This is a genomic window from Chthoniobacter flavus Ellin428 (assembly GCF_000173075.1).
In the GTDB taxonomy this organism is placed as follows: Bacteria; Verrucomicrobiota; Verrucomicrobiia; order Chthoniobacterales; family Chthoniobacteraceae; genus Chthoniobacter; species Chthoniobacter flavus.
On record NZ_ABVL01000015.1, the window covers coordinates 34,736 to 59,748 of the forward strand.

Consider the following 25,013-nt stretch of genomic DNA (forward strand, 5'->3'; position numbering starts at 1 on the left):
CCTCAGTTTTACACTTGGGACGTTATCGGCCCGACGCCGGCCGTCTGGGCGACGCGCACGAGGTCCACGACGGAAGTGACACGCATCTTTTCCATCACCCGCCCTCGATGAATCTTGACCGTCTTCTCCGCGGTGCCGAGGTCGGCGGCGATCTGCTTGTTCAATAATCCCGCGATCACTCGCTGCATGACTTCAAATTCGCGCGGCGTGAGTGAATTCAGCAAGGCGCGCGCGGAGCTGCGTCGCGTCCGCGCGTCGCGCGCTTCGAGAGAACGGATCAGGCCACGCTCCACGGCAGCGAGCAATCGTTCGTCGTCCACCGGCTTGGTCAAAAAATCCACCGCCCCCGCTTTCATCGCCCCGGCGCAAGTCGGCACGTCACCATGGCCGGTCAAAAAGACAATCTGCGCGTCGCGGTTGGCGAGCGCCTGCTGCAATTCCAATCCGTCGAGTCCAGGCATGCAGAGGTCCAGCACGAGACAGACAGGACCGTCGTGCACCAGACGATCCAGATAGGCTTGCGCCGAACCGAATGTTTCTGCTGGCACGCGTGCCGAACGGAACAATCGCGCCAGGCTACGCCGCACGGAGTCGTCATCATCTACGATGCAAACCAGTGCATTTTCGAGCGTGCCACAGCTGGGGAGCTTTGCCGACATAAGCTATTGACTGCTTAGTCCCTTAGTTACAGTTAAGGGCCATACCTGATTTATAACTCCCACAGGGAATTCAGGTCAAGAAATAGCCATGGGCGTGTTTCCACGCATCGGACTTTGGTCCTATGGACGGAGACAGGCACGGAGGGCACGCTGGCCTTCCCAGTTTCAATCCATCTCCTCGCATGAAAACAGTCGCCTCCGTTGCTGCCGCCATCGCCGCGTTCGCGAGTGTGGGCCTGGCTGATGATGGGCAATCCCAGACTGAGGAAGGCAACGCATAAGGCCCGTGAACTGGCTCTCGGATTTACACCAGACACAGCCGATTGCCTACGCCATCGGTGTGCTCGCCTCGGTCTGTGTCCTCGGCATGGCGCTCGGCAGTCTGAAGTTCCGTGGCATTGGACTCGGCACCTCGGGTGTTCTCTTCGCCGGCATTCTCGTCGGTCACTTCGGCGAAGACGTTGATCATCACACGCTCGACTTCGTGAAAGAATTTGGACTGATTCTGTTTGTCTTCACCATCGGATTGCAACTCGGCCCGGGTTTCTTTGCCGCGCTGCGCGAACAGGGCGTGAAGATGAATGTCCTCGCCGCGGCCATCGTTATTCTCGGCGCAGCCGGCGCGCCGCTCATCGGTTGGCTTGCCCATTTCGATTCCGCCGCGGTGCTGGGCATTTTTTCGGGCGCTTCGACCAACACCCCTTCGCTGGGCGCTGGCACACAGGCGCTCAGCTCCATGCCGGACATCGATCCCGATCGACTCACTCTGCCGGCGCTGGCCTACGCTGTCACCTACCCCACGGCCATCGTCGGCATCATCGGGACATTGCTGATTCTGAAGCACCTCTTTCGCATCGACCCGCGGCGCGAAGCGGAGAGTTTTGCCCTGGCTCATCGCAGCACCGCCCAACCGCTCGAACGACGGACTGTCGTCGTCACCAATCCCAATCTCAATGGTGTCCGTCTCGACGCAATTCCCGGCCGCATCGAGTCGGGAGTCACCATTGCCCGCGTCCGGCACGACGGCGAAACCTGCGCCGCGACCGATGCCACCGTGATCCACCGCGGTGATCGCCTCGCCGTCGTCGGCACCGCGGCCGGCCTGGAGCAGATCGAGCGTGTCATCGGCCCGCGCACCGAGGAAGACCTCGTCCTTTCTGAAAGCGACATCACCTTCCGCCGGATCGCTGTCACGGCCCACGAGGTGTTGGGAAAAACGGTCGGCGAACTCAACCTCGACGACCGCTTCGGCGTAGCCGTCACGCGCGTGACCCGGGCCGACATCGAGATGTCCGCCGTACCCGGCTTGCGGCTGAAATTCGGCGATCAGGTCCAGATCGTCGGCACCGAGGCGAATCTCGATAAAGCGGCCGAGGCGCTCGGCAACTCGTTGAAGGACCTCAAAGAGACCCACTTCATCCCGCTTTTCATCGGCATCGCACTCGGCATCGCCCTCGGCACATTGCCGATTCCCTTTTTTGGAATGCCCCAACCGATCAAGCTCGGACTGGCGGGCGGTCCATTGATCGTGGCGCTGATTCTCGGACGCGTCGGCCACATTCGAAGGCAGGTCTGGCACATGCCCGGTGAATACCAATCTCACCTTCCGTGAATTTGGCATCGCGCTCTTCTTCGCTTCGGTCGGTCTCAGTGCGGGAGCAAAATTCTTTGCCACCGTCTTCAGCACCACGGGTTTGCAGTGGCTGCTCGCCGGCGCGTGCGTCACAGTCCTGCCGCTACTCCTCGTCGGCATCCTGGCCCGCACCGTGTTGAAGATGAACTTCATGGATTTGAGCGGACTGCTCGCGGGGAGCATGACCGATCCCCCCGCCCTCGCCTTTGCCTCGAATATCGCGGATTCCGATGCTCCGACGGTAGCTTATGCCACCGTCTATCCCCTTACCACCCTCTTGCGCATCCTCTCCGCGCAGGTGCTCGCGATCGTCCTTTTCCGATGAATACACCTACCTTGGGCGAACCACGCTTCATCTCCACGCTGAGCCACACGATCAGCGATGACCTTCGCATTCCCGAGCGGATCATTATCGGCGCGGATCCCGGCGAGCAGTTCGAGCTGGCCGGGCCGCGCGCGAAATTGTTCTTCGATGCGAAACAAACGCGGGCCGGCATCGTAACCTGCGGCGGACTCTGTCCCGGCCTCAACAACGTCATCCGCTCGCTCTTCCTCGAATTGCACTACGACTACGGCGTCGCGGAGGTGCTGGGATTTCGCGGCGGCTACAGCGGGCTCGATCCGGCCTCCGGCGTCGAACCGGCAACGATCACGCCAGCATTCGTGGACGGCATCCATCAAAAAGGCGGCACCATCCTCGGCTCATCGCGTGGACCGGTGGATATCGGCCGGGCAGTCGACAATCTCATTGCCCGTGGCGTGAATATCCTTTTCACCGTCGGTGGCGATGGAACGCAACGCGGCGCCCACGAACTATATCAGGAAGCGCGCAAGCGCGGTCACGCTCTCGCGGTCGTCGGCGTGCCGAAGACGATCGACAATGACGTGGGCTTCGTCTCGCGGACTTTCGGATTTTTCAGCGCGCTCGAGGAAGCCGCCCGCGTGCTCGACTGCGCACACACCGAGGCGCGCAGTGTCCCAGGCGGCATCGGTTTGGTGAAGCTCATGGGCCGGCATTCCGGGTTCATCACCGCGGGCGCCACCGTCGCCAGCCAGGATGTGAACTTTGCCCTGATTCCCGAAGTGCCGTTCGATCTCGACGCCTTTCTCGCGGCGCTGAAACAGCGCATGCTCACCAAATCGCACGCCGTCATCGCCGTGGCGGAAGGCGCGGGGCAAGATCTGCTCGCCGCGAATCCTCACGCGCGCGACGCTTCCGGCAACGTTCGCCTCAAGGACATCGGCCTGTTTCTGCGCGAAAGGATCGAGGCATTTTTCAAAGCGGAGGGAATCCCCGTCGTGATGCGTTACTTCGACCCGAGCTATCAGGTCCGCAGTCGCCCGGCGAATTGCGAAGACGCCCTGCTCTGCGATCTCTTCGCGCGCCACGCCGTGCACGCGGCGATGGCCGGCAAGACCGGTGTCGTCATTGGTTTCCTCCACGAACACTTCATCCACGTCCCCATCGAACTTCTCGCCACGCACACCAAGCGCCTCGACCCGGCCAGCGGGTGGTGGCGCTCGGTCCTCGCCGCGACCGGGCAACCGGCGCAGTTCGCCTGAGGACGGGAACACCATGCCGCGCCGCATAGGACCAAGGTCCCATCGCCAGTCGCGCATTTGCAGTGGATGATCGCTGGTGGCTTGAGTGTCGATGAGAGCCGACACCGTGCTCTCCGTGATCCACCGAACCCCATCCGAAATTATGCTTCCCGAGAATCTCAACATGGGTGAACTCAGCGAAGCCCGGCGGAAAGCCGTGGCTTCATCCATTCGACCGATCAGCATTGAGGAACTCAAGGAACTCGAAGTAGAAATCTTCCCCTACCACGACAGCGCCTGGCGGGAACGCTTCTCCGATTTCCTGCAGGAAAATCATGGCGCCACCTTTTATCACGCCACGACTCAAGACCACCTCCACATTCTCTACTGCCACAGCAAGGAAAAGGGCATCTGGTATCTCCCGGGAAGCGGGCTCGGCCCATTGCAGGAAAAAGGGCTCAAGATTTTGAAGAAGATCGTGGAGAAGACGTAGCAGCGTGAGGTTCCGCCCGCGGTTGGCGGACTATGGGATCACCGCGAGGACTGCTTTTCCGCGACCAGTGGGGCGCGACACCTTTCCGAAATACGCCGCCGAAGCCTGATCGAAAGGCAGCACACCATCGAAGAACGCTTTCAATTCACCGCGGCTGAGTAACTTCGCGATATCGATCAATTGCTCTTGTTTCGGCTCGACGATGAAGAATGCCGCCTTGGTGCGCTCATCCTGGGCGCCTTCGCTACTCGAGGCGATCGTCACGATGCGGCCGCCGGGTTTGAGCACGCTCCATGAACGGCGAAGTGTCTCACCACCGACGGCGTCGAAAACGACATCGACCTGGTCGACGATATCCTCGAAACGCTCGGATTTGTAGTCGATGACATGGGCGGCTCCGAGTTGCTCCAGAAAATCGGCGTGCCGCGATGATGCCGTGGCGAAAATCTGCGCGCCGCGGCGCCACGCAAGTTGGATCGCGAAGATTCCCACCGCACCCGAGCCGCCATGGACGAGTACGCGCTCGCCGGCTTTCAGCTTCGCGCGGTCATAGAGTCCCTGCCAGGCAGTGAGCGCGCTGATCGGGACAGACGCGGTCTCCGCGTGGCTCAACCCTTCCGGCTTCGGAGCGATGCTCGCCGGGGAGGTCAGGCAATATTCGGCCGTGGCACCGTCGGCAAACCAGTCGTTCATTCCATATACTTCCTCCCCCACCCGGAAGCGTCCGGCCTCTGCGCCGACCGCCGTGACGACACCGGAAAATTCGTGTCCCGGGACCGCGCCCCGGCGCACCTCACCCGCCTTCGTATGCGTCGTGGGATACCATCCCATTTCGGTCGGGGTGACACCCACCGCGTGAATGCGAACGAGGACATCCGCAGCCGTCACTTGCGGGACAGGGAGTTCGCGTTCGACCAGAGCGGGGTCGCTGACGGAGTCATTAAAACAGAAGGCTTTCATGTTTTTCGGCGGTGCAGATTTGAAAGTTGGCCCAGGATTGCGGCCAGAGAATTCGCCAGAGGATTGCACGCCCGCTCTCGGCGGCAAATCAAACTCTGGCGAAACCTGCGCGGCCCCGTGCTTCCAAGATCTACGAACAACCTAAACCTGCATACCGCCATGCAGGCCATCCACGACGAAACACGGGGGCCAAACCCAGGACAAAACCGCGTACAAGATTATCTCATAACTACGTCTTATTACGCAATTAATGGTTCTTATGGAAAATACCCGCTAATTCCGCTTCGAGAAATACAGACATTCACGTATACGAACGCGTGTTTCGATACATAGAAACCCGTATTTTTACATCACCTACATGAAGTTCGCTGCCTTCACGTCGGTTCGCCAAAGTGGAGTTACGATTATCGAGCTCCTCGCCTCGGCGTTACTTATCTTTATGGGGCTCGGCGCGATTTTCGCGATGAATACGGAAAGCCTGCGCATCCTCTATAGCACCCGGATGCTGGCCAATGGCAGCCAGGTTTTGCAGGAGCGCATGGAAGCGATGCGCAATCATCCGTGGCCCGAAGTCGCGAATGCCCAGGCGCTCGCCAGGCTTTTCCAAACACCCACCTCAAGCCAGGGCGACCTCGGCAGCACCAGCGTCACTGAACTCGTCACCGTCTCCATCCCCGACACTCCCGACGCTCCGAAGACGGACAACAGCTCTTTTCAAGTTCGCCGTCATAACGGGACGGTGACTGTCGTCCAGTCTGCCGACCTCACGGCCCAGCCGCTCTTGCTGGTCGACATGAGCATTATCTGGCAGGAACACGATGGCACCAAGCAACGGGCGCTGCGAACCATCATCGGAAGAACCGGCCTGACCCGCAGTGGCATTTTCGGCAGCGCCTTTGGCCGGCCGGTGACCACCAATTCTCCCACGACACCGGCGCCATGATGCGATGCCGCGCCATATCCGGCTTCACCTTGGCCGAAATGATCATCGCCATGGCCGGCACGACCGTGATCGTCGGCGCGCTGCTCTTCAGCTCAGTCGAGCTCCAGAGATCGCTGCACGCGAGTGAGAGCTATGCGTCCAATCAATCGGACCAGCGCCGCCTGCTCGACTGCCTGTCGCGCGATATGCGTCGCTCCATCGGCGTGGCGACGACGACGACATTGAACGGCAGCACCGGCACTCGCCTCGCGAATGCCACGGCGACCATCGAGGACAATACCGCGCTGCTCCTTACCCTCCCCGGGTATTACCAGAGCAATACGCCGACCGATACGAATTACGACCAACCGCTCTCCGTGGTGACGACCAATAACTACGTCGACTACGGCTCGGGCACGGAACACGCACCCGGCGTGCCGGTCATCTTTCGCAAGGAATACATCGTGGATGAAGGGTGCATGTGCTTTGTACGCATCGAGGGCGACTCGCAATCCATCATCGTGAAGCATGCGGAAAACTTTCATCTCACGGTGGCGATGTCCGCGGACGGATGCTCGGGCACAGTGCAGGTCACTTATCTTTCTCCCCGGTTCGGTTCCAAAACCCTCATCACCATGCGTGATGAAATCCTGTTGCGAAACATTCGCCTCGATTGAAGACCGTCATGAAAACCCGCAGCACTCCCCGCCAGGCCAGCGCTCTCCTGATCACGCTCGGCGCCCTGGCGATTCTTTCCATCGCAGCCGCTTACACGCTGCGCCGGGTGACTCCCCGTTTTCAAATGAGCTCGCAGGCCGCAGCGTGGCAGGAGGCGCGACTGGCGGCGGAATCCGGCATCGACGTGGCGCTGGCAGACCTCTCCCGCAACGCCACCGGCACCCAGGACGGCAATTGGCGGGGCTGGCAGCAGAAGCAACCAAACGGCCTGATCGGCCCAGTCCTCTCGAACACGCTCGGCCTCGTCAACAGCCTGCTCTCCCTCCTCGGTGGCAGCCCGGTCAAAGTCTCGTCGCCGATATTCCTCGATAACCTCCAAAGCGTCTCGCCCGGCAACCGGCCCACGAATGTCGATGTGCAACTCTGGGCGGTCTACCCCACCCCGAGCCCGTACTACCGTTGGTTTCGCCTGCGCGCGATGGCCACATGTGCGCTGCCGCCCACGGCGACGAGCACATTCGACTCTCTCGAGGCCACGCTGCGCCGCTTCAGCCTCCGCGACGTCCGCCCACAATTGAAGAAGGACGATGTCGGTACCCCCATGAACGTGCCGACACCAAACACCTCGCGCGTCGTCGAAGTGCTCGTCGAACCGGTGCTGCCCTTCGAGTTGGCCATCCTCACCGACCAATCGCTCAGTCTCGGCACCAGCGGAACGTGGACCGTGGATAGCTTCGATTCCCGCGATCCGATGAAATCCGGTCCCGACGGGCTCTACCCCGGTAAGGGCAGCGCACAAGTGCAGAGCCACGGAAACATCGCCAACAATGCCGGACGCCAGGCGGATTCGATCTACGGGCCTTTGATTTCTGCCAACGGCTGCGTGGTTCACGGTGCTGTGGCCACCAATGGGGGCGACGACCCGGTGACCGACGGACACGAAAATATCGCGGGAGCAACGGGGATCGACGCCTCACAGATTCGCAGCGATTTCTATCGCGAGATCAAACCCATGGCCCGACCCACGAGCGGCATTTTTCTGCCGCCGCCCAGCATCATGCCATTTTACGTCGCCGACGACGAATCGCATCCGACCCAATATCTCGTCAGCGGCGATCTGCACAACTTCGGCGTCGCCCCCTGGACGGGCCGCGGCAACGGCGCTCTCATCATCATGGTCAACGGCAACTTCGACGTCCCGACCAGCACCGTCAGCATTCCGCCCAATATCACGGTCCAGATATTCGTGCGAGGAAACATCGACTTCCACAATCGTCCGATCAATCAAGGCGGATTGGCCGGACAGCTGCAAATCTACGGCGAAGAAACCAACGGGGAGCCGAGAATCTTGCGCGCCTTCGGCAATGCCAAAATCAATGCCGCCTTTTATGGACCGCAATATGATGTCCACCTCATGGACGCGGTCGATTGGACAGGTGCCATCGTCGCACGTTCGTTCGAGATGGTCGGCGGTGGCAATGGCGGCTTTCACTACGACGAAGCGCTCGGCGTGGTCGGTGCGCCCATCGGCTTCCGCATCGCGCGTTACGTGGAAGACGTGCGCGAGTAGCGCTGAATTACTGCAAAACGAGAAAGGCGATCTCGCCGGGCGCGAGTTCGAGCTTTTGCTTCCACTCCGCGTGGCCACTTGCCAGATCGCTCATCTCGCCCTGCTCGTTCATCCGACGAAGTTTCACCTCTTTATCGAGCATATGGCTTCGTAAAACCGGATCGATCGGCACGCTGACGACCTGCTTCTTGTCATCGATATTGACCAGCACGATCGCAATGCTTCCATCGGCGTGCGAACGCGTCACGCTGTTGAGAATCGCGGGCCCGCGCACGATCTGATTCTCCACCGATTCGTGGAACTCGACAGTGGGTAAATCGGCAGGCAACGCCAGCGGATGCAGGTATTCGCCGAAGCGCAGCCATGGCAATCCGTGATCGGTATAAGCCGCGATGGACTTGAGGAAAGCGAACTCCTGAGCGTGCTCCGGTTGGAGCAAAAAGACCTTGGGTGAGTCGGTGTAGATGCGCCCGGGAATCGTCCCCTCGAGAAACAACGTGGCTAATTCCGGAATGAGGCTCCCGCCGCTCTTGCCCGGAGCGAGCGCACGCCCATGACCAAGACTATAGTCGCCCCAGACGGTGCGATAAATCGGCACGTAATTCGTCATCACATTCACCGAGTAGAGGTTCACGTCGAGCAGATCGCGGAAGGCTTCGATCGGATCTTCGCCGGAAAGAATCGCTTCCCGATCGACCTCACGCACGGCATTGCGAACCCGCTGCACCAAAGCGCGCTGACCGCTGATCACGGTATTGCCTCCACCAATCGGATGACCGTGGTCCGCCGCAAAACATTCCGGCGCGCCTTTGCCGAAGCTATCAAGATACACGCCGGAAAATCCCCACTCACCCACGGCGCGGCGCGATAGGTCCACCAGGCGCTTCTGCCACCATTCAGTGGCGCGACACATCGCGAGGAGTTGCGGTTCGCCGACGCCATAGGACACGCGATTGCCCAGCCGATCGTGCGTTGCCGCCCGGTCAGCCTCGGCGGCATCGGAGTCCGGAATGCCGGCGTCGTAAATCATCGATTGAATGTAAGCCTGCAGATGCACTCCTTTTCCGCGCATTTCACGCACGGCCTCGACCAGGCCAGGCTTCGGCGGCAACACATGGCCGAGACCGGATTCATTCAGCGACTGGCCCGCTTTCGGAGTTTCAAAACAGCCATACCAGATACCGAAAAACGGCCGCCCGCTGAAGGCCTCGCTAAGCGATTGCAGAGCCGTAAGATTGTTTGCCACCGTGCGCGCCGGCTTGGTCGTGGATGGTCGCGTGACAATTGGCGCATGCACGAGCCAATCCGGCAGATCGTGCCGCTCGGCCAGCAGACCGCGACTGGCCCACACTTGTTTCGTCCACCACATGCGGTATTCCCGTGCCGCATCCCACCAATCGCCATCGAATGGCCCAGCGACGATCTCATACGGCATCGCAAATCGCTTCACAGCCGCGCCACGATTCGCCGGGAAGTGCTGCGCGGAAATGACTACCGCGTCCGCTTCGGGACGATTCCGCACGGCAAAGGTTTTCGTAAAGCCCTCTCCGTCCCGCGCGCTGAAATAAAAACCGCGCCCCGCCTTTCGTCCATACGCGGCGAGGAATTGGAATTTCGCCGAGGGCCCTGGATACGGAAGCTCCACATCCCCGCGCGGTGCTGCTTTCCCAAATCCTCGCGTTTGCCCACGACGATATGGCACCACCATCTCATTGCTCGTTGGGTCCGCATCGAGTGCTGCGACGGCGAACTGCGGAAACGTCACGCTCCAGATTCCAGGATTCTCCGCGAGCGCCTCCACGTCGATCTTCCAACGCACGAGCGACGCTCCCACATCCAGCGCGGCGAACACCACCACTCGCGCCGTGGGTGTCTCGTAAGTCACATCGACCTGCCCGGCTTGCCCCTCGCCGCCTCTGCCAAATGTCACCTTGGTCGCTCCATCCGGCACAATGATCCCCGGCTTGTCCTTGGCCGTCGCAGGCATCGTTTCGATCGTCCACAGCGGCGTTTTCGGTGCGTCCGCCAACAGGTTGCGCTGGCCCACCGGCCAGATGCCCACCAACGCGCCATCCGCTTTGCGAAAGACGAAGCCGACCTTTTGATTAGCGGAACCAATGTAGCCCTCATGCTCGACGGGATACACCTGCTCACCCGGCGAACGGAACAGCCACGGCGGCGGTGCGTCCTTGGACCATGTCTCGGCATCATCGGCCCATCCGCAACGCAGACCAGCCACCACAAAAAGAACAACCGCGAGGAGTGAGGGGGAACGGAACACGGCAGAAGCTGAGCTGGAACGACCACCGCAGACAATCCGCGATTTGCTCTGCGGATTGGTCGGATCCGCTCACGTCGCTCTGCGAACTTTTACCTGGCCGGCGCCGCTGGCACCAACTGATCGTGCGCTTGAAAGTGGGGTTCAATCCGCTCTGCCACTTCCCGTACGCTAACTTCCCGGCCACACTCGCGCGAAACACTCGTCATCTCCACGCCCACGATGCCGCAGGGCGTGATCGCGGTGAACGGCGCGAGGTCGCCGGAGACGTTCAGCGCAAAGCCGTGCATACTGATCCAGCGGCGCACTCCGACACCGATGGACGCGATTTTCCGTCCCCCGATCCAGACACCGGTCTGCCCCGGGCTGCGCCCTGCGGCGAGTCCATAATCCCCCAACAGCGCGATGAGTGTTTCCTCCAGATTGCGCAGGTAGCGGTGCAAGTCCTGCCCACGCACGCGCAGGTCGAGAATGGGATAGCCCACCAATTGTCCCGGCCCGTGATACGTCGCCTGCCCGCCGCGATTCGTCTGCACCAGCGGATGCGGCAGCGCCGCCGCATCGCGCAGGCTGGATTGATCCGGAGTCCGCCCAATGGTGTAAACCGGCTCGTGCTCGAGCAGTAGCAATTCATCGGGTGCGGAAGGATCGGACGCTTTGCACGCGACGAGTTCTTCCTGGAGCGCAAGCGCATCGGAATATTTCACGCGGCCAAGCCAGCGAATCGAAAGCATGCTGCTATTCATACGCCGAACCCGCCCCACGTCATCCGCGAAATCGCCCTGCCCTCAATAAGAGAATGAATCGCCACAAAGAGGCACAAAAAACACAGAAGGGGCCATAGCAGCAGCAATCGTAGCTTCATCAGAAGGGTATCGGTTTGCGCCACCCGCCACCCGCTCGCGCACGAAGAATTTCTCTTTGTGTCTTTTGTGCCTTTTCGTGGCCATCACTGCTTCTGCTGCAGCAACTTCTCCCCCTTCGCCTTCTTGGCCGCCGATCCCTTGTAATCGTAATGATCGAAGGCGTCGCCATTGCCTAAAACGCGCGGGTCCTTCTGATCGCGCAGGAATTTCTCCAGCTTCGCCGCGAGCTGCTTCTTCGTCTCGGCGTAGGCGGGGTCGTTGGCCACGTTCGTCACGCAACCGGGATCGGTCCCCACCCGGTAGAGTTCCTCCTCCGGCCGTTTCGCCATGGCGAGGTTGTAGTATTTCAGTTCGCCCTTCTTCTGCTGTTCGATGAGCAGGCTCTTCGTCGGCGAGTCGTCGATGTCGGCGTAATTGCTCTCGGGATCGACTGCCGGCCAGCGGTCGGGCTTGAAATTGTGCAGGTAGAGGAAGTCGTCCGTCCGGATTGTGCGAATCGGATAGCCGACATTCCCCGGCCGCCCGACATCCTCGCGCTCCCGTCCAGTGACGACAAAATTGCGCGTGGGATCCACCCGCCCCGATTTATCCGAAAGCAGCACGTCGAGAAAGCTGCGCCCGGTCATCTGCGGATGTGGCGGCGCGCCGATCAGCGCGAGATAGGTCGGCGCAAAATCCGCGAAGCTGATGAAATCCGTCACGACACGACCCGGCTTGATCTTCGCGCCCCAGCGAATCGCCAGCGGCAGATGATGCCCCATCTCGTATGGATTCCCCTTCACGCGCGGGAACGGCATGCCGTTGTCCGAGGTCACGATCACGATTGTATTCTCCAGCTCCCCTGCCTTCTCGAGAGCGTCGAGCATCAGGCCGAGGTGCTTGTCAAACCATTCGATCTCCAGCGCATAGTCGAGCAGGTCTCCGCGCACGATGTCGTCGTCGGGCAGAAAATCCGGCACCTGAACATCGGAGAGCTTCTTGCCTGCACGCACGCCCGAGCCGAGTTCGTAAGGCCGATGCGGCTCATGCCCGCCATACCAGAAACAAAACGGCTGCCCCGGTTTTCTCGCCGTGAGGAAATCTCCGAAGTTTTTCGCGTAGTCCACCTTCCCGATACCGGTCGTCGGAGGCCTCAAGGAGAATTTGTTGAACGGATCCCCCGCGGGGTTGCGTTTCCACCCACCGGCCTGCCAATCGCCCGGCGCCCAAGGTTTGCCGGTGTATCCCACGAGGTATCCCGCCTGCTCCTCGAGCATATCGGGGTACCCCTTGAACTTCGCCGGGAAGATCCCGTTGTGATCGCACGCCTCCTCGAGTTGCCAGGTGTACATCCCGGTGATCAGGCAAGCCCGCGACGGGCTGCACTTCGGGTTCACCGTGAAGCAGTTCTGAAACAGAATTCCTTCCCGCGCCACTCGATCGAAGTTCGGCGTCTTCACGAACGTGCAACCATACGCACTGGCGTGCGGCCACGACATGTCGTCAGCAATGCAGAAAAGAATGTTCGGCTTTTTTGCCGGCTCCTCCGCTGCCATCAGGCCCATCGCCATGGCCACGAAGCACAGGATCGAGGTGAATGTCTTCATGGCGCCGTGATTTATTCCGGTTTGGCCGGCGTTTCTTGCAACAACTTCTCGCGAAAGCCCGGCTGCGCCTTGCCACCGACGATGCGTTCCGGCCAGTTCTTCTTCACCAACTCGTGCAGCTCCGCGACAGTGCTCGCGGACTTCGGATCCTCGGCCAGATTGGTCAGCTCGTGCGGATCGGCCTCCTGGTCGTAAAGCTCGCGCCCTTTCGCGCCGTCGTCCCATTCCGTGTAACGCCAGCGTTCCGTCCGGATGCTGTAGCCGGGGAATTTACCCCGCTCCACTTGCGTGTAAGCGGCGTGCGACCAGGTCGCGTTTGGATTTTCGATCAACGGGCGCAGGCTGTATCCCTGCAGTCCCGGCGTCGGCGTCAGCCCGGCGAGGTCAGCCAGCGTCGGATAAAGGTCGACCAACTCCACCGTGCGCGGGGAAGCCTGTCCCACAGTCTTCTGTCCCGGAACGCTGATGATCACCGGCACGTGCGCCGCTTCCTCATACAGGCTCATCTTCATCCATAGGCCATGCTCACCGAGGTGATAGCCGTGATCGCTCCAGAAAACGATGATCGTATTGTCGCGCAAGCCCAGCCGATCCACCGCATCGAGCACGCGCCCGATCTGGGCATCGACAAACGAGATCGCCGCGTAATAGGCGCGCTTGCACTCGCGCGCCTGGTCTGGCGTCACACCCATGTACGGCCAGGGTTTGGTCGAAGCGAGAGACGGCTCCAGCGCGTTCTTTTTAAAATCCGGCGCGATCTCGGGCAACTTGATCGCATCCATGGAATACATGTCGAAATACTTGCCCGGCGTGATCCACGGGCAATGCGGCTTGTAAAAGCCCACGGCGAGGAAGAACGGCTTGTCCTTGTGCGCCTCCAGCAAACGGATGGCTTCGGTCGCGACTTTCCCATCGGTGTGTTCTTCATCCTTGCCTTCTTTATCGGCGAGGAAGGCCATCGCCGCGCCGAGCCCTTTTCGCTGCGGCGTGTAATTCATCACGTCCGGCTCGAGCGCGGTCTTGTCGCGGCCCGCGGGATTGACGTGCTCCTGCCACGAAGCGGGATCGTCCAAGCCGCTCGTGCCGATGTCGTTCGGATTGCCGTAATGATAGATCTTCCCGACGCGTCCGGAGTAGTAACCTGCCTTCATGAACATCTGCGGCAGTGTCACCACGTCCGGCAGATCCTGCCGGAAATGATACTGCAAATCGAACACCCGCGTGGTGCTGGGCCGCAGCCCCGTCATGAGCGATGACCGGCTCGGCGAGCAGAGCGGATACTGGCAATAGGCGTGCTCAAAGCGCACCCCCTGCTTCGCCAGACGATCGATGTTCGGTGATTTCACCAGCGGACTGCCATAGCAACCGAGGTCGTTGTTCATGTCATCGACCGCGATGAAGAGCACGTTCAGTTTCTTATCCGCGGCATGCAGGGCCAATGCCGCGAAGCACAGACCGATCGCGAGGAGTGTCTTTTTCATGGGGGGAATGCGTGGGGTTGGGAAAGTTTAGTCTGGCTTGCGGTCTCTCACCGGCAACACGGATGCGGGAGGATCCTGCTCCGGCACTTTCAATTCCGTCCGCAGCCTGGCCAGTTCCGCCTCGAGTTGCTTCTGCACATCGGCGTATTCGGAATTGCCGTAGACGCTCTTCAGCTCGTGCGGATCTTTTTCCAAATCGAACAATTCCCAGTAATTGAACTCCGGCTCGTAGAAATGGACGAGCTTGTAACGATCGGTCACGACCCCGTAGTGCCGCGCCACCTGATGGACCGCCGGATGCTCGTAGTAGTGGTAGTAAAAGCTCTTCCGCCAATCTGCCGGCGTCCGGCCATGCAGTACCGGCACCATGCTGTGCCCTTGCATCTCGGCAGGCACGGGCGCTCCGGCAGCATCGAGGAACGTCTCCGCAAAGTCGACATTGGAAACCATGTCCTTGCACACACTGCCCGGCTTGGTCACACCCGGCCAGCGAATGAGCAACGGCGCGCGCAGCGATTCCTCGAAGATCCACCGTTTATCGAACCAGCCGTGTTCGCCAAGATAGAAGCCCTGATCCGATGAATAAATCACGATGGTGTTCTCCGCGAGACCGGCCTCTTCGAGATACTGAAGAATCCGGCCCACGCTCTCGTCCACGGATTTGATGCAGGCAAGATAGTCGTGCATGTAACGCTGGTAGCGCCAGTGAGTGAGGTCGTCGCCCTTCAGGTTGGCTTTGCGGTAGGCCTCATTGCGCGGCTCGTAGTAGGCGTCCCAGGGTTTTCTCTGCTCCGGGGTGAGCTGCGGCGGAGGAACGAGCTTCATGTCCTTATCGTTCATCGTCTGCTTGATCATCATGTCCTGCTCGTGCTCCGCTTTGCCGCGGCCTGAGTAGTCATCGAAGAGCGTCTCCGGTTCCGCGTATTTCCGGTCCCCGTCCGTATCGAGATACTTGAGATTCGGTTCCCATTCACGATGCGGCGCCTTGTGGTGGCACATGAGCAGGAAGGGCTTCGATTTGTCCCGGTTCTTCATCCAATCGATCGCCGTGTCCGTGATGATATCGGTGACGTATCCCTCCATCTTGATGCGCTGGCCGTTGCGGATCATCGGCGGATTGTAGTACACCCCCTGCCCCGGGAGGATCTGCCAGAAATCGAAACCGGTAGGATCCGTCACGAGATGCCACTTGCCGATCATGGCAGTCTGATAACCCGCCGCCTGCATCAGCTTCGGCATGGTCATCTGCGAACCATCGAACTTGTTTCCCGAGTTATTGAAGAAGCCATTGAGATGGCTGTATTTACCGGTAAGCACGGTCGCGCGGCATGGTCCGCAGATCGAATTCGGCACCAGGCAGCGGTCGAAGCGCATGCCTTCCTTCCCGAGCCGATCGATATTCGGCGTCTCGTTCAGATGCCGCGGATCATTGTAGGCGCTGATCGCCTGATAGCCGTGATCGTCGGCAAAGATGAAAACGATGTTGGGCCGCTTCGCCCCGGCGTCTGCCGCCGTAGCCGCGGAAACAAAAACGAGGGTGAGAGCCGAGACAGTGAACCTGATCAACTTGGTGGGGAGCATGGGTTTTTGAGTTCTGGCAGGTGCTACAACCCCTCACTTCGCCGGAGGTTGCCAAGGAACGCCTCCGCCCCGCTGAATCTGGCGGCGCAGGGCGACACTGAGATTTCGGTAGGTGCTCTTTTCCTTGTTCGCGAGATCGGTGGTTTCTTTCGGATCGTCCTTCACATTGTAGAGTTCGATCGGGGCAAAGACGTTATCACGCACCAGTTTCCAGTCACCCTGCCGCAATGCCTCCGTCGCATCGCCCTGGTGCAACAAACCACCTTCGCGCCAGACGAAATAAAGATCCCGCACCGGTTCCGGCTGCGTTTCGCCAAGCAACGTCGGCAGAAAACTGACCCCATCGATATTTGGCGGAGGCGTTTGCCCGACGATCTCGAGCGCGGTCGGCAGGATATCCATGAGCAACGCCACACGATTCGAGTGTGTTCCCGGCGCCACGTGACCAGGCCAGCGCACCATGCACGGCACTCGCAAGCCGCCTTCGTACATGTGAGTCTTCCCGCTGCGCCACGGTCCATTGTTCGCCTCGTTCGACAAAACACCGCCGTTATCACTGGAGAATAGGACGATCGTGTTCTTCGCGAGCCCGGTCTCGTCGAGTTTGGCCAGCACCTTGCCGATTCCATCGTCGAGGTGCTCGATCAGCGCCACGAGCTTCGCCCGCTTTTCCGAAAGCCCCGGCTCGCGTGCTTTCACTTTTGCGAGCCAGTCGGGCTTCGGCTGGATGGGGTCGTGCGGCGCGTTGTAAGCGAGGTAGAGGAAGAATGGTTCCTTGCTCTTGCTGCGTTCGTCGAGGTAGCGAAGCGCCCAGTCCGTAAAAACATCCGTCGCGTGTCCTTCCGGGGATACGACTTCCTGGTTGTGGCGCATGAAATTCTGCCCATGGCGCAGGTGCGTCCAATAGTCATCCATCATGTCGCCGAGGAATCCGTCAAAACGATCGAACCCGCGTTCGGTCGGCGTGTTCGGTGAATTGATGCCCAAGTGCCATTTACCCACGATGGCCGATTGATAACCCGCCGGCTTCAGCAACTGCGGAAACAGCCTCACGCCCTGCGCAAGCCAGCCCCAATTGTTGTCCTGGTCCTCCTCGCGAATCACTCCGGGCACACCGACCCGATTGGGAAAACAACCGGTCATCAACGCCGCACGCGAGGGCGAACACACACAGCTATTGGCGTAAAAGTTATCGAAGGTCAGCCCTTCATGGCAAAGGCGGTCGATATTCGGGGTCTGAATATCTTTTGTGCCGAAGTCGCTGTATTCGCCGCGTCCCAGATCGTCGGCGAGGATAACGATGATATTCGGTTTCGATGCGTCCACGGCGAAGGCGCTGCAGGTGAGCGCCACGGCGAACATCATGGACCCAAACAAGGCGGTTAGTTTCATCGATTTAGCGTTCTGGTTATCCAATCACGGAGCCGTCGGGGCAGTACCGTTGGCGTCGACTTTCCAGCCCCACTTCTTGATGTATTCATCTCCGGGGAGGAATTCATCGTTCTCCTGCCGCAGCTTGCGCCTCAGCCAATCGTCGAGCTTCGCCTGCAATTCCGTATGGGCCGGATCGCCGACGAGATTGTGCATTTGCAAGGGATCTTCCTGGTCGTCGAAGAGCAGCCACGGCCCGTTGAGATCGCGGGCATAAGTATAGCGCGTCGTACGGATGGCCCGATACTCCTTCCCGCCCTTGCGACGGTCCCATTCTCCAAATGGCGCGGCACAGGTCAGCACCGTCGCGCCGTCACCGGGATTCGCGCCTCCCTGCAAATACTTGCTGTAATCGAGCCCTTCCACGGATTTGGGAATCGGCACGCCGCACAGGCCAAGCAGCGTCGGCATGAGGTCTTCGGAATTGACCGGCGCATCGAGTTCCCGCGGCTTGTCGCCGAAAGCGCGCGGCCAGCGGAAAAGCAGGGGCACGCGGGCACATTCGTCATACGGCTTTTGCTTTTTCATCAATCCCTGCGAACCGAGCATGTCGCCGTGATCCGCGGTGAAAACGAGGATCGTATTCTCATCCAGACCGGTTTCCTTCAACGTCGCGCGAATCTCGCCGATGCAATCGTCCAGCGCGCTGCAGTGCGCATAATAGCCGGCGAGATTTTTGTGCGCATACGCCATCATCGATTCCGTCACGTTGCCGCGCAGGGTCAATTTGTTCGGGTCGTAGAGCGCCCGATATTTTTCCGGCGCGGTGAGATACGGATCGTGCGGCGGTCCCCACGCCAGATAGAGCACGAAGGGCTTTTCCGATTTGGCATGCTCGCGCAGATACTGCAGCGCATCGTGCGTCTGATCGATGGCATCGTAACCGGACCAGTGGAGTTTGTCCGACGTATCGCCATAGAAAATGGAATCCGTATAATTGTGCGTGCACTCGAGCACCTTCCAATAATCGAAGCCCTGCCGGCGCTCGCGTGGAATGAAGCTGAGGCGGCCATGGCCGTCCACGTGCCACTTCCCAACGAAAGCCGTATCGTAACCCGCATTACCCAGGACCTTGCCGATCGTCACTGCGTTCGGATCGAGCGGCACGTCGTTGATGAATACCCCGTGCGTGAGCGGACGCTGGCCGGTGAGCATCGAGGCCCGCATCGGCGAGCACACCGGCATCCCGGAAACGGCGTTGAAACAGCGAACGCTGACTTTGGCCCAACGCATCGAGGTTCGGCGTTTTGACGTTGGGATCGCCGGCGAATCCAAAGCCTGTTCGCGCCATTGGTCAGCGATGACGAAAAGGATATTCGGCTTCTTCTCCGCGGCGGGCGATGGCATGGCCACCAGCCAGCACAGCAGCGACAAGAGGAATGTCCCCGCGACTCGGCGCGACGACACTGATTGAATCGTGGAGGATTTCATATTAGTCCGCATTGCCCGATGGCGCCTTGAAATCACGCTCTTTCCAAAGCTTGATCGGCACATCGTTCTGCTGCCTGGCGCCCGGAGTGGTTCGGCCGTCGGCGACAAATTTTTCCATCAACCGGATGAGGCGATCGACGACTTCGGTATGTTCGGCTTCGACGTTCTTCCGTTCGCCGATGTCCGCCGACATATCGTAAAGCTGCACCGCCGGCAGCTTGTTCGCCGCCGCAGTCTTGGGCCGCGGATCGCTCCAGCCGCCGGAACTCGGGCAGAGCTCGAGTTTCCAATTCCCCTGCCGAATGGCGAAGGAACCATTCACCGAATGATGCACGACCGCTTCATGGATCGGTTTGTCCGCCTTGCCCTCCAGGACTGGCAGCAGGCTCGCGCTATCCTCCGCCGCGTTGTCCGGAAGCTTGATCCCCAGCACATCCGCGCAGGTCGCCATGAAATCCGTGAGGCACACGACTTGATCCGAAGTAGAGCCCGCCTTGATCTTAGCCGGCCAGCGAACCAGGAACGGAATGTGGTGGCCGCCATCGAAGATATCCGCCTTGTGTCCGCGGAAGACATAGCTGGGGTGATGCCCCTTCTCGGCGAGTTCCGCGAAATCCGCACTCGGCGAGCAGCCATTGTCGCTCGCCATGAAAACGATCGTGTTGTCCGCCAAGCCTTTTTCTTCGAGGACCCTCAGGACTTCGCCGATTGCCCAGTCCGTTTCCATCACGAAATCGGCATAAGGACTGATCCCACTCTTCCCCTGCCACTCCGCGCTCGGCGCAATCGGCGTGTGGGGAGAATTTAGCGGTAGATAAAGGAAGAACGGTTTGCCGTTCTGGGCGTCATTCGTGCGCTGGCCGATGTAATCCACCGCCTTGCGTGTGAGCGTCGGCAGCACGTCTCGCGGTTCAAAACCTGGCGCCGCGGGACCCGGGCGGGTGGGATGACTCTCGCGCCCCTCCGTAAACGGAAACGATTTATCCACCGTGGGGAGCACCGTCACGTGATCGTTCTCGATGAAAGTGTATGGCACCATGTCGAGAGACGCCGAGATGCCGTAATAGTAGTCGAAGCCAACGCTGTTCGGCCCATTCTTGATGGGCGCAGCGTAGTCGACGTTGTGCACCTGATCCGGTTTTTCCACGCTCAATTCGGTCACGTCCTTGCCCGGCAATTTTGCCCAATCCATGCCGAGGTGCCATTTGCCGATGCAAGCTGTGGCGTAACCGTGCTCCTTGAGCATACTCGCCACGGTCATGCGTCCCTGCTCGATCAATCGCGGGCTCAACCCGCCAAGCACACCGCTCTGTAACGGTGAGCGCCAATTGTAGCGGCCGGTGATGATGCCGTAGCGCGTGGGCGAACACACCGCCGAGCTCGAGTGGGCATCGGTGAAGATCATCCCCGCCTTGCCGAGGCGATCCATATTGGGCGTCGCGATCTTGCCCTCGGCATTCAGGCATTTCACATCGCCGTAACCGAGGTCATCGCAGAGAATATAGATGATGTTCGGATTGGCCGCGTGCGCGCGCGGCAAAGCCACGGCCACGGCCAGCGAGCAAACGGTAATAGCAAAGCAAACACTGCGGGGGAAGAGGTGCGGGATCATGGGCAAAGGAACGGGTGGAGAATCGAGCAAACCCTCCAGGCAACGGAGGGTTGCAGCTTTCTCTCAGCTTCCCACCGAGATGCACTCAAATTCTTAGCAAGAACGGAGGCGATTCGGAGACCAATGTCGCGCCACCCAAATACGGCAAATAAGAGGCGGAACACCGCAGTGCTCCAAGACGCTGTCGCATCCTTCCGAATCCAAGCTAATATCCTTGGCGATTGTGAAATAACCCGCGCTCCCTCTTTGCGTGTCATTCTTGCTGAGCGGAGTGGAAGGAGTGTAACGACTGGAACGCAGTCGAAGAACCCCGCCGCTTTACCAGAAACAATCGCCGGTGGAGCGACGGGGTTCTTCGACTCCGCGCCCCGCCACCTCACCACCGGGGCGCTCCGCTCAGAATGACACGCGAAAGGAAACGGTTTTATTTCACAGTCTCTTAGGGCTTTGCGCCCATCGCTACTGCCTTCGGCGCTTTGCGCACCTTCAACAGCACCGGGAAGCTCGATTCCAATCCTTCGATGCTCTCATTCGCGCCGGCGTTGCCGGTCACGACTTGAATGAGGCGATCCTGCTCGGGCACCCATTTCGCGCAGCTCAGGAAAACCTCGCGCTCGTTTTCGTTCGCGCGAATCTGCACGCCGTTCAGGCCGATGCTATCCACGATCACTCCATGCGGGAGGTTTTCGACATCGAGGGCAATGATCGCTTCATTGCCGTGGCGATCGACGCGCAGCCAGGCCGAGACGCGATCTCCCGGCGCAAGCGTCAACTCGTACGGCTTGGCCGGCACGGTCTTGCCGTCACCAGCCGGCTTGCCCGCGACATCCGGTTCGATAAAGAGCACCTGCCTGGCCGGCGCGACCACGGAAATCGGATCCAGTCCGAGCACCGGTTTGCTCGTCTCTTTGCCATTCACCATCGCGGTGGCGGACAGCTTCATCTTGCTGAAATCGGCCGCACCTTGCTTCGCCCCTGGCAATGCATAAATGGACCCCGTGGCGCTGAGATGCCCAGCCTGTACCACAACCGGGGTCGTCACATAGAAACCGTCCGGCACATTGCTCACATCCACGCGCACGTCCCCTTCCCAATCGTCCTTGCGGTCGACTTTCACCACGAATTGCTCACCGCTGCCCACGGGAATGTTCATCGCCCCTTTGCTCGCCAGCGCAACCGTGAAATCCGGCTCCGGCGGCCGCACGATGAGTCGATAGGTGAACCGCTCGCCGCTCCAGCCACGAGTGTCCGTCACACGCACGATGTAGCGCCCTTTCGCCGGCGCGGTGAAGAGCAGCCGCGAATCCTTCCCAAGCTCCCGCTCGCCGTCATCGTCATTCGCATAATTCAACGTAAATACCGGCAGCCCGTTCTGCACGATCTTCGAGCCGATCGGCTTCGGCTCCACGACGTAGCATGGCTCGTCGAGCCCGTGACCCGCGCCGCTGGTATCGAAATAGGCGCGGCGCACGTTATTGCGGGTGTAGAAGACCATGTCCGCATCCGGCCCGCGCGCCAGGCGACTGATCTTCACGATCTCGCCGTTGAAATACATGTAATCGTTCAGCTCCATCTCCGCGAATTGCCCGAGTCGAATGCCCGCCGAACTCGCATCCGCACTGCGCAAGGTGAGCCACGAATCCTTCGTCGCCTGCAGTAACATCCGCGGCACCGGTTCACCCTTCGTATCGAGCACTTCGATCTTGGTATCCGCGGGCGAGCCGAGCATGGCGGCGCGCGTCTCGATCACCAGTTGCTGCCCCTTCTCCGCCTCGAAACTATAAAGATCCGCGTCCGGCGTATCCGGCTGGTCTTTGACATAAAGCCGGCCATTGACCGAAGCGGGAATCGTAATCGGCTGCGCATGGCCTGGCGTATCATTCGGCTCCTGCTCCAGGATCTCCGGCATCGTGCTGGCCAGCACCCGCATGCTCACCCGGCTGCGATACGCGTCCGTGTCCAGCGGCAGCTTGACCTCGCCATCCGCGCCGGCCTTCACCTTCATCGTTTCGCCGGCGAGGTTGTAGCCCACGAGATGGATCGTCGCGTCGGAATTTGCCGGCACCGACAGCGGCCACCAACCAGTGACGTACGGGAGTACGCCCGCGGTCAGCCGATAAATATGCGCCGGCGAACCCTCCAGCGTGATCTCCAAAACGCGCACGGTGTATTCGCCATCGTGCGGCGCCGTGAAGGCGAGGAAAGGATCCGCGCCGCTATCGAGACCGTTGTTCGCCGCCACGAGCTTGTGCTCGTCGTCCAGAATCTCGAGACGCGGGGTCTGCATCTTCGATTCGAGCCGCTTGGCCGCGAGATCGAAGATCACCGTCTCGCCTTTCTTTGCGTGGAAGCGATAATTGTCCTGCTGCCCTGTCCCGGCCAGCGTACCCCACACATTGATCGGCAGCTTGTCCAGCGTCACCGATTCCTGCGCGGCCGGCGCCACGATCTGCGGCAGATAATCCACGAAGAGCTTCTGCTTCGCCGATTCCCCCGTCGCGGTGATCACACTCATTTCGACCGGCGAGCGTGGCACCTTGGCCTCCGCGGTGATCGTCAATTCCGCGCCCATGCCCTTTTCATCCTGGGCCACCGTCGCGCTCAATCCCGCGACGCTGAATTTCACCTCCTTGATGCCGGCCAGGTTCTTGCCGCGCAGCTTCACCTTCGTCGTCGTGCCGCTCTGCACGCCACGCGGCTCCAGCAGCGCGATTTCCGGAACCGGCGGCATGGCCGGTTTCGCCGGTTTGGCCATCGCCGCCGTGACCATCGGCTTCGGCGCCTTGGCCGGCTTGCCCGTGGTGGAATTGTAAAACGCCAGCGAACCATCGAGACGCCCGAGCGCGAGTATTCCGCCATCGAGCAAGGTCAATCCCGGCGACCAATCCGGCTGCGTCTCGAGCAGAAGCTGCTCCGTTACGTCCGCGGCATTCCACACTTTCACCGTGCGATCCGCTGCCGTGGAGACGAGCTGTTTGCCATCCGGCGAATACGCCAGATTCAAAATCGCCCCTTCATGCGCGAAGCGCGTGTAGAGTAGCGGATTGCTCCCCTCCTCCGCCTGGTCGCTCACCTTCCACACACGAATACGGTTGTCCGCGCCGCCGGCCACCAGCGTCTTGCCATCCGGGGAAAAAGCCACGGCCGACTGCTCTTTCAGCGGCTGCGAAAGCGTGTCGAGGCGCTTGCCCTCGGCCATGTCCCACAACTTCACCGTGCGATCCACGCTCGCGCTGGCCAGCACCTTGCCATCCGGGCGGAAGCTCAGCGCATTCACCCCGCCGTTGTGCCCGGTCAGCGTGCGGATCTCCTTCCCATCGGCCACGTTCCAAAGCTTGATCTTCTGATCGTAACTCCCGGTCGCCAGCGTCTGGCCATCGGGCGAAAGCGCCAGCGCATAGAGGGCGTCTTTGTGCCCTTCGAATTTGTGGACCAGCGAACCGTCGGCGACCTTCCACTGATAGGCGATACCGCCGATGCCCGGATCGCCCGCCGCGGCGAAGAGCATCGAGCCATCCTTCGAAAAGCGCAGCGCATTCACCTTGCCCTCCACCCCTTCGATCGTCCGCACCGGTTCGCGAGTCGTAGCATCGAGCAACTGCACCGTCGCATACGTTCCCACCGCGATCACCTTGGCCTGCGGCGAAAAGGCCAGCGCCTGGATCGCTTTCTTATGCGCAGCCTTCGGCGCAATCTTCGGCAGGGTCGCCAGCACGTCCGCGAGCTTCATCGGCGCGACGGGCGGCTGCGCCCCGGCATCGATCCATTGGCGAATGAGCGCGATCTCCTCCGGCTTGAGATGCTCCTTCTTCCCCGGCGGCATGAATTTGTTCTTCCCCTCCTTGCCACTGCGCCCCTCGATGAATTTCACCAGCAGCGAATCCTGCGCTTTCCCCGGTTCGATCACCTTCCCCGCCTTGCCGCCTTTGATCAGGTCCTGATACGTCTCCAGGCTGAAGTCGCCATCCGCGTCGTCACCCCCGTGGCAATCCACGCAACGCTCCTGGAAAATAGGCGCGACCTTGGCCGCATAATCCACCGCCTCCGCCGCACGCAGCGTGGAACTTGGCCCCGCCACGGCCATAGCGAGCGAAAGGGAGACGAAAAACGGCAGCGGTTGCTTCATGGGGAACGAAATGAGGGAATCGGTGGAGTAAACTCGTTCCCGGGGTAATTTGCACTTACGAGGTTGCGTAAGGGCCAGCAGCTCAGCCGCTCTCCCGGCACGTCACGCCAGGACTCGGCTGCCTTTCGATCCGACGGTTTTCTCCTTCGCACCAGAGTATCTGG

General features: G+C 60.5%; 18 protein-coding genes. 7 read left to right on the forward strand and 11 right to left on the reverse strand.

The genetic code is table 11. The features are described from left to right. Positions 1–8: 8 nt before the first annotated feature. On the reverse strand, positions 9–659 hold the full coding sequence (locus tag CFE428DRAFT_RS21340; protein ID WP_006981726.1) for a response regulator transcription factor: 651 nt from the start codon (positions 657–659) through the stop codon (positions 9–11). 286 nt (positions 660–945) lie between these two features. Between CFE428DRAFT_RS21340 and CFE428DRAFT_RS21345 the strand changes: the two genes are divergently transcribed. The 4 genes from CFE428DRAFT_RS21345 to CFE428DRAFT_RS21355 all read left to right on the forward strand — a co-directional run bounded on the left by CFE428DRAFT_RS21345 (position 946) and on the right by CFE428DRAFT_RS21355 (position 4,327). Beyond that, the gene (locus tag CFE428DRAFT_RS21345) at positions 946–2,271 is read left to right on the forward strand and encodes an aspartate:alanine exchanger family transporter (protein WP_006981728.1); all 1,326 of its coding nucleotides are present in this window, start codon (positions 946–948) and stop codon (positions 2,269–2,271) included. Further along, positions 2,246–2,617 (forward strand): aspartate-alanine antiporter-like transporter, encoded by a 372-nt coding sequence (locus tag CFE428DRAFT_RS40570; RefSeq protein WP_006981729.1) that lies wholly within the window; start codon positions 2,246–2,248, stop codon positions 2,615–2,617. The genes CFE428DRAFT_RS21345 and CFE428DRAFT_RS40570 overlap by 26 nt, the downstream gene beginning before the upstream one ends. Further along, positions 2,614–3,855 (forward strand): ATP-dependent 6-phosphofructokinase, encoded by a 1,242-nt coding sequence (locus CFE428DRAFT_RS21350; RefSeq protein WP_006981730.1) that lies wholly within the window; start codon positions 2,614–2,616, stop codon positions 3,853–3,855. Before CFE428DRAFT_RS40570 ends, CFE428DRAFT_RS21350 begins: the two co-directional genes overlap by 4 nt. 142 nt (positions 3,856–3,997) lie before the next feature. Next, positions 3,998–4,327, forward strand: coding sequence for a hypothetical protein (locus tag CFE428DRAFT_RS21355; protein WP_131989812.1), 330 nt, complete (start codon positions 3,998–4,000; stop codon positions 4,325–4,327). Positions 4,328–4,357: 30 nt separating this feature from the next. On the opposite strand, the gene CFE428DRAFT_RS21360 is transcribed toward CFE428DRAFT_RS21355, so the two are convergent. Beyond that, positions 4,358–5,287, reverse strand: a complete 930-nt coding sequence (locus CFE428DRAFT_RS21360; RefSeq protein WP_006981732.1) for an NADP-dependent oxidoreductase — start codon at positions 5,285–5,287, stop codon at positions 4,358–4,360. A gap of 358 nt (positions 5,288–5,645) precedes the next feature. On the opposite strand from CFE428DRAFT_RS21360, the gene CFE428DRAFT_RS21365 reads away from it, so the two are divergent. The 3 genes from CFE428DRAFT_RS21365 to CFE428DRAFT_RS21375 are packed head-to-tail and all read left to right on the forward strand — an operon-like array spanning position 5,646 to position 8,457. Further along, on the forward strand, positions 5,646–6,230 hold the full coding sequence (locus CFE428DRAFT_RS21365; protein WP_006981733.1) for a type IV pilus modification PilV family protein: 585 nt from the start codon (positions 5,646–5,648) through the stop codon (positions 6,228–6,230). After that, positions 6,227–6,886: a PilW family protein gene (locus tag CFE428DRAFT_RS21370; protein WP_006981734.1), complete on the forward strand. Its 660-nt coding sequence runs from the start codon at positions 6,227–6,229 to the stop codon at positions 6,884–6,886. The genes CFE428DRAFT_RS21365 and CFE428DRAFT_RS21370 overlap by 4 nt, the downstream gene beginning before the upstream one ends. A gap of 8 nt (positions 6,887–6,894) precedes the next feature. Then, positions 6,895–8,457, forward strand: coding sequence for a DUF7305 domain-containing protein (locus CFE428DRAFT_RS21375; protein ID WP_006981735.1), 1,563 nt, complete (start codon positions 6,895–6,897; stop codon positions 8,455–8,457). Between the two features lie 7 nt (positions 8,458–8,464). Here CFE428DRAFT_RS21375 and CFE428DRAFT_RS21380 read toward each other — a convergent pair whose 3' ends face one another. From CFE428DRAFT_RS21380 to CFE428DRAFT_RS21420, 9 genes are all read right to left on the reverse strand, one after another. After that, a complete protein-coding gene (locus CFE428DRAFT_RS21380) occupies positions 8,465–10,738 on the reverse strand; it encodes a DUF6259 domain-containing protein (protein ID WP_131989813.1) in 2,274 nt (757 codons plus the stop codon). 89 nt (positions 10,739–10,827) lie between these two features. Then, positions 10,828–11,481, reverse strand: coding sequence for a lipoyl(octanoyl) transferase LipB (gene lipB, locus CFE428DRAFT_RS21385; RefSeq protein ID WP_006981737.1), 654 nt, complete (start codon positions 11,479–11,481; stop codon positions 10,828–10,830). 203 nt (positions 11,482–11,684) lie between these two features. Then, the gene (locus CFE428DRAFT_RS21390) at positions 11,685–13,187 is read right to left on the reverse strand and encodes a sulfatase family protein (protein WP_006981738.1); all 1,503 of its coding nucleotides are present in this window, start codon (positions 13,185–13,187) and stop codon (positions 11,685–11,687) included. An 11-nt stretch (positions 13,188–13,198) separates the two neighbouring features. Continuing rightward, positions 13,199–14,668 carry a sulfatase gene (locus CFE428DRAFT_RS21395; RefSeq protein WP_006981739.1) on the reverse strand — a complete coding sequence of 490 codons (1,470 nt, stop codon included), beginning with the start codon at positions 14,666–14,668 and terminating at the stop codon, positions 13,199–13,201. Positions 14,669–14,695: 27 nt separating this feature from the next. After that, entirely contained in the window at positions 14,696–16,249 is a 1,554-nt protein-coding gene (locus CFE428DRAFT_RS21400; RefSeq protein ID WP_006981740.1) for a sulfatase family protein, read from the reverse strand. Between the two features lie 33 nt (positions 16,250–16,282). Beyond that, complete coding sequence (locus tag CFE428DRAFT_RS21405; RefSeq protein ID WP_006981741.1) at positions 16,283–17,641, reverse strand: sulfatase family protein; 1,359 nt, start codon at positions 17,639–17,641, stop codon at positions 16,283–16,285. 24 nt (positions 17,642–17,665) lie between these two features. Beyond that, positions 17,666–19,111, reverse strand: a complete 1,446-nt coding sequence (locus tag CFE428DRAFT_RS21410; protein WP_006981742.1) for a sulfatase family protein — start codon at positions 19,109–19,111, stop codon at positions 17,666–17,668. A 1-nt stretch (position 19,112) separates the two neighbouring features. Next, the gene (locus CFE428DRAFT_RS21415; RefSeq protein ID WP_006981743.1) at positions 19,113–20,723 is read right to left on the reverse strand and encodes a sulfatase family protein; all 1,611 of its coding nucleotides are present in this window, start codon (positions 20,721–20,723) and stop codon (positions 19,113–19,115) included. A 439-nt stretch (positions 20,724–21,162) separates the two neighbouring features. Continuing rightward, on the reverse strand, positions 21,163–24,849 hold the full coding sequence (locus CFE428DRAFT_RS21420) for a c-type cytochrome domain-containing protein (RefSeq protein ID WP_006981744.1): 3,687 nt from the start codon (positions 24,847–24,849) through the stop codon (positions 21,163–21,165). Between the last annotated feature and the right edge of the window lie 164 nt (positions 24,850–25,013).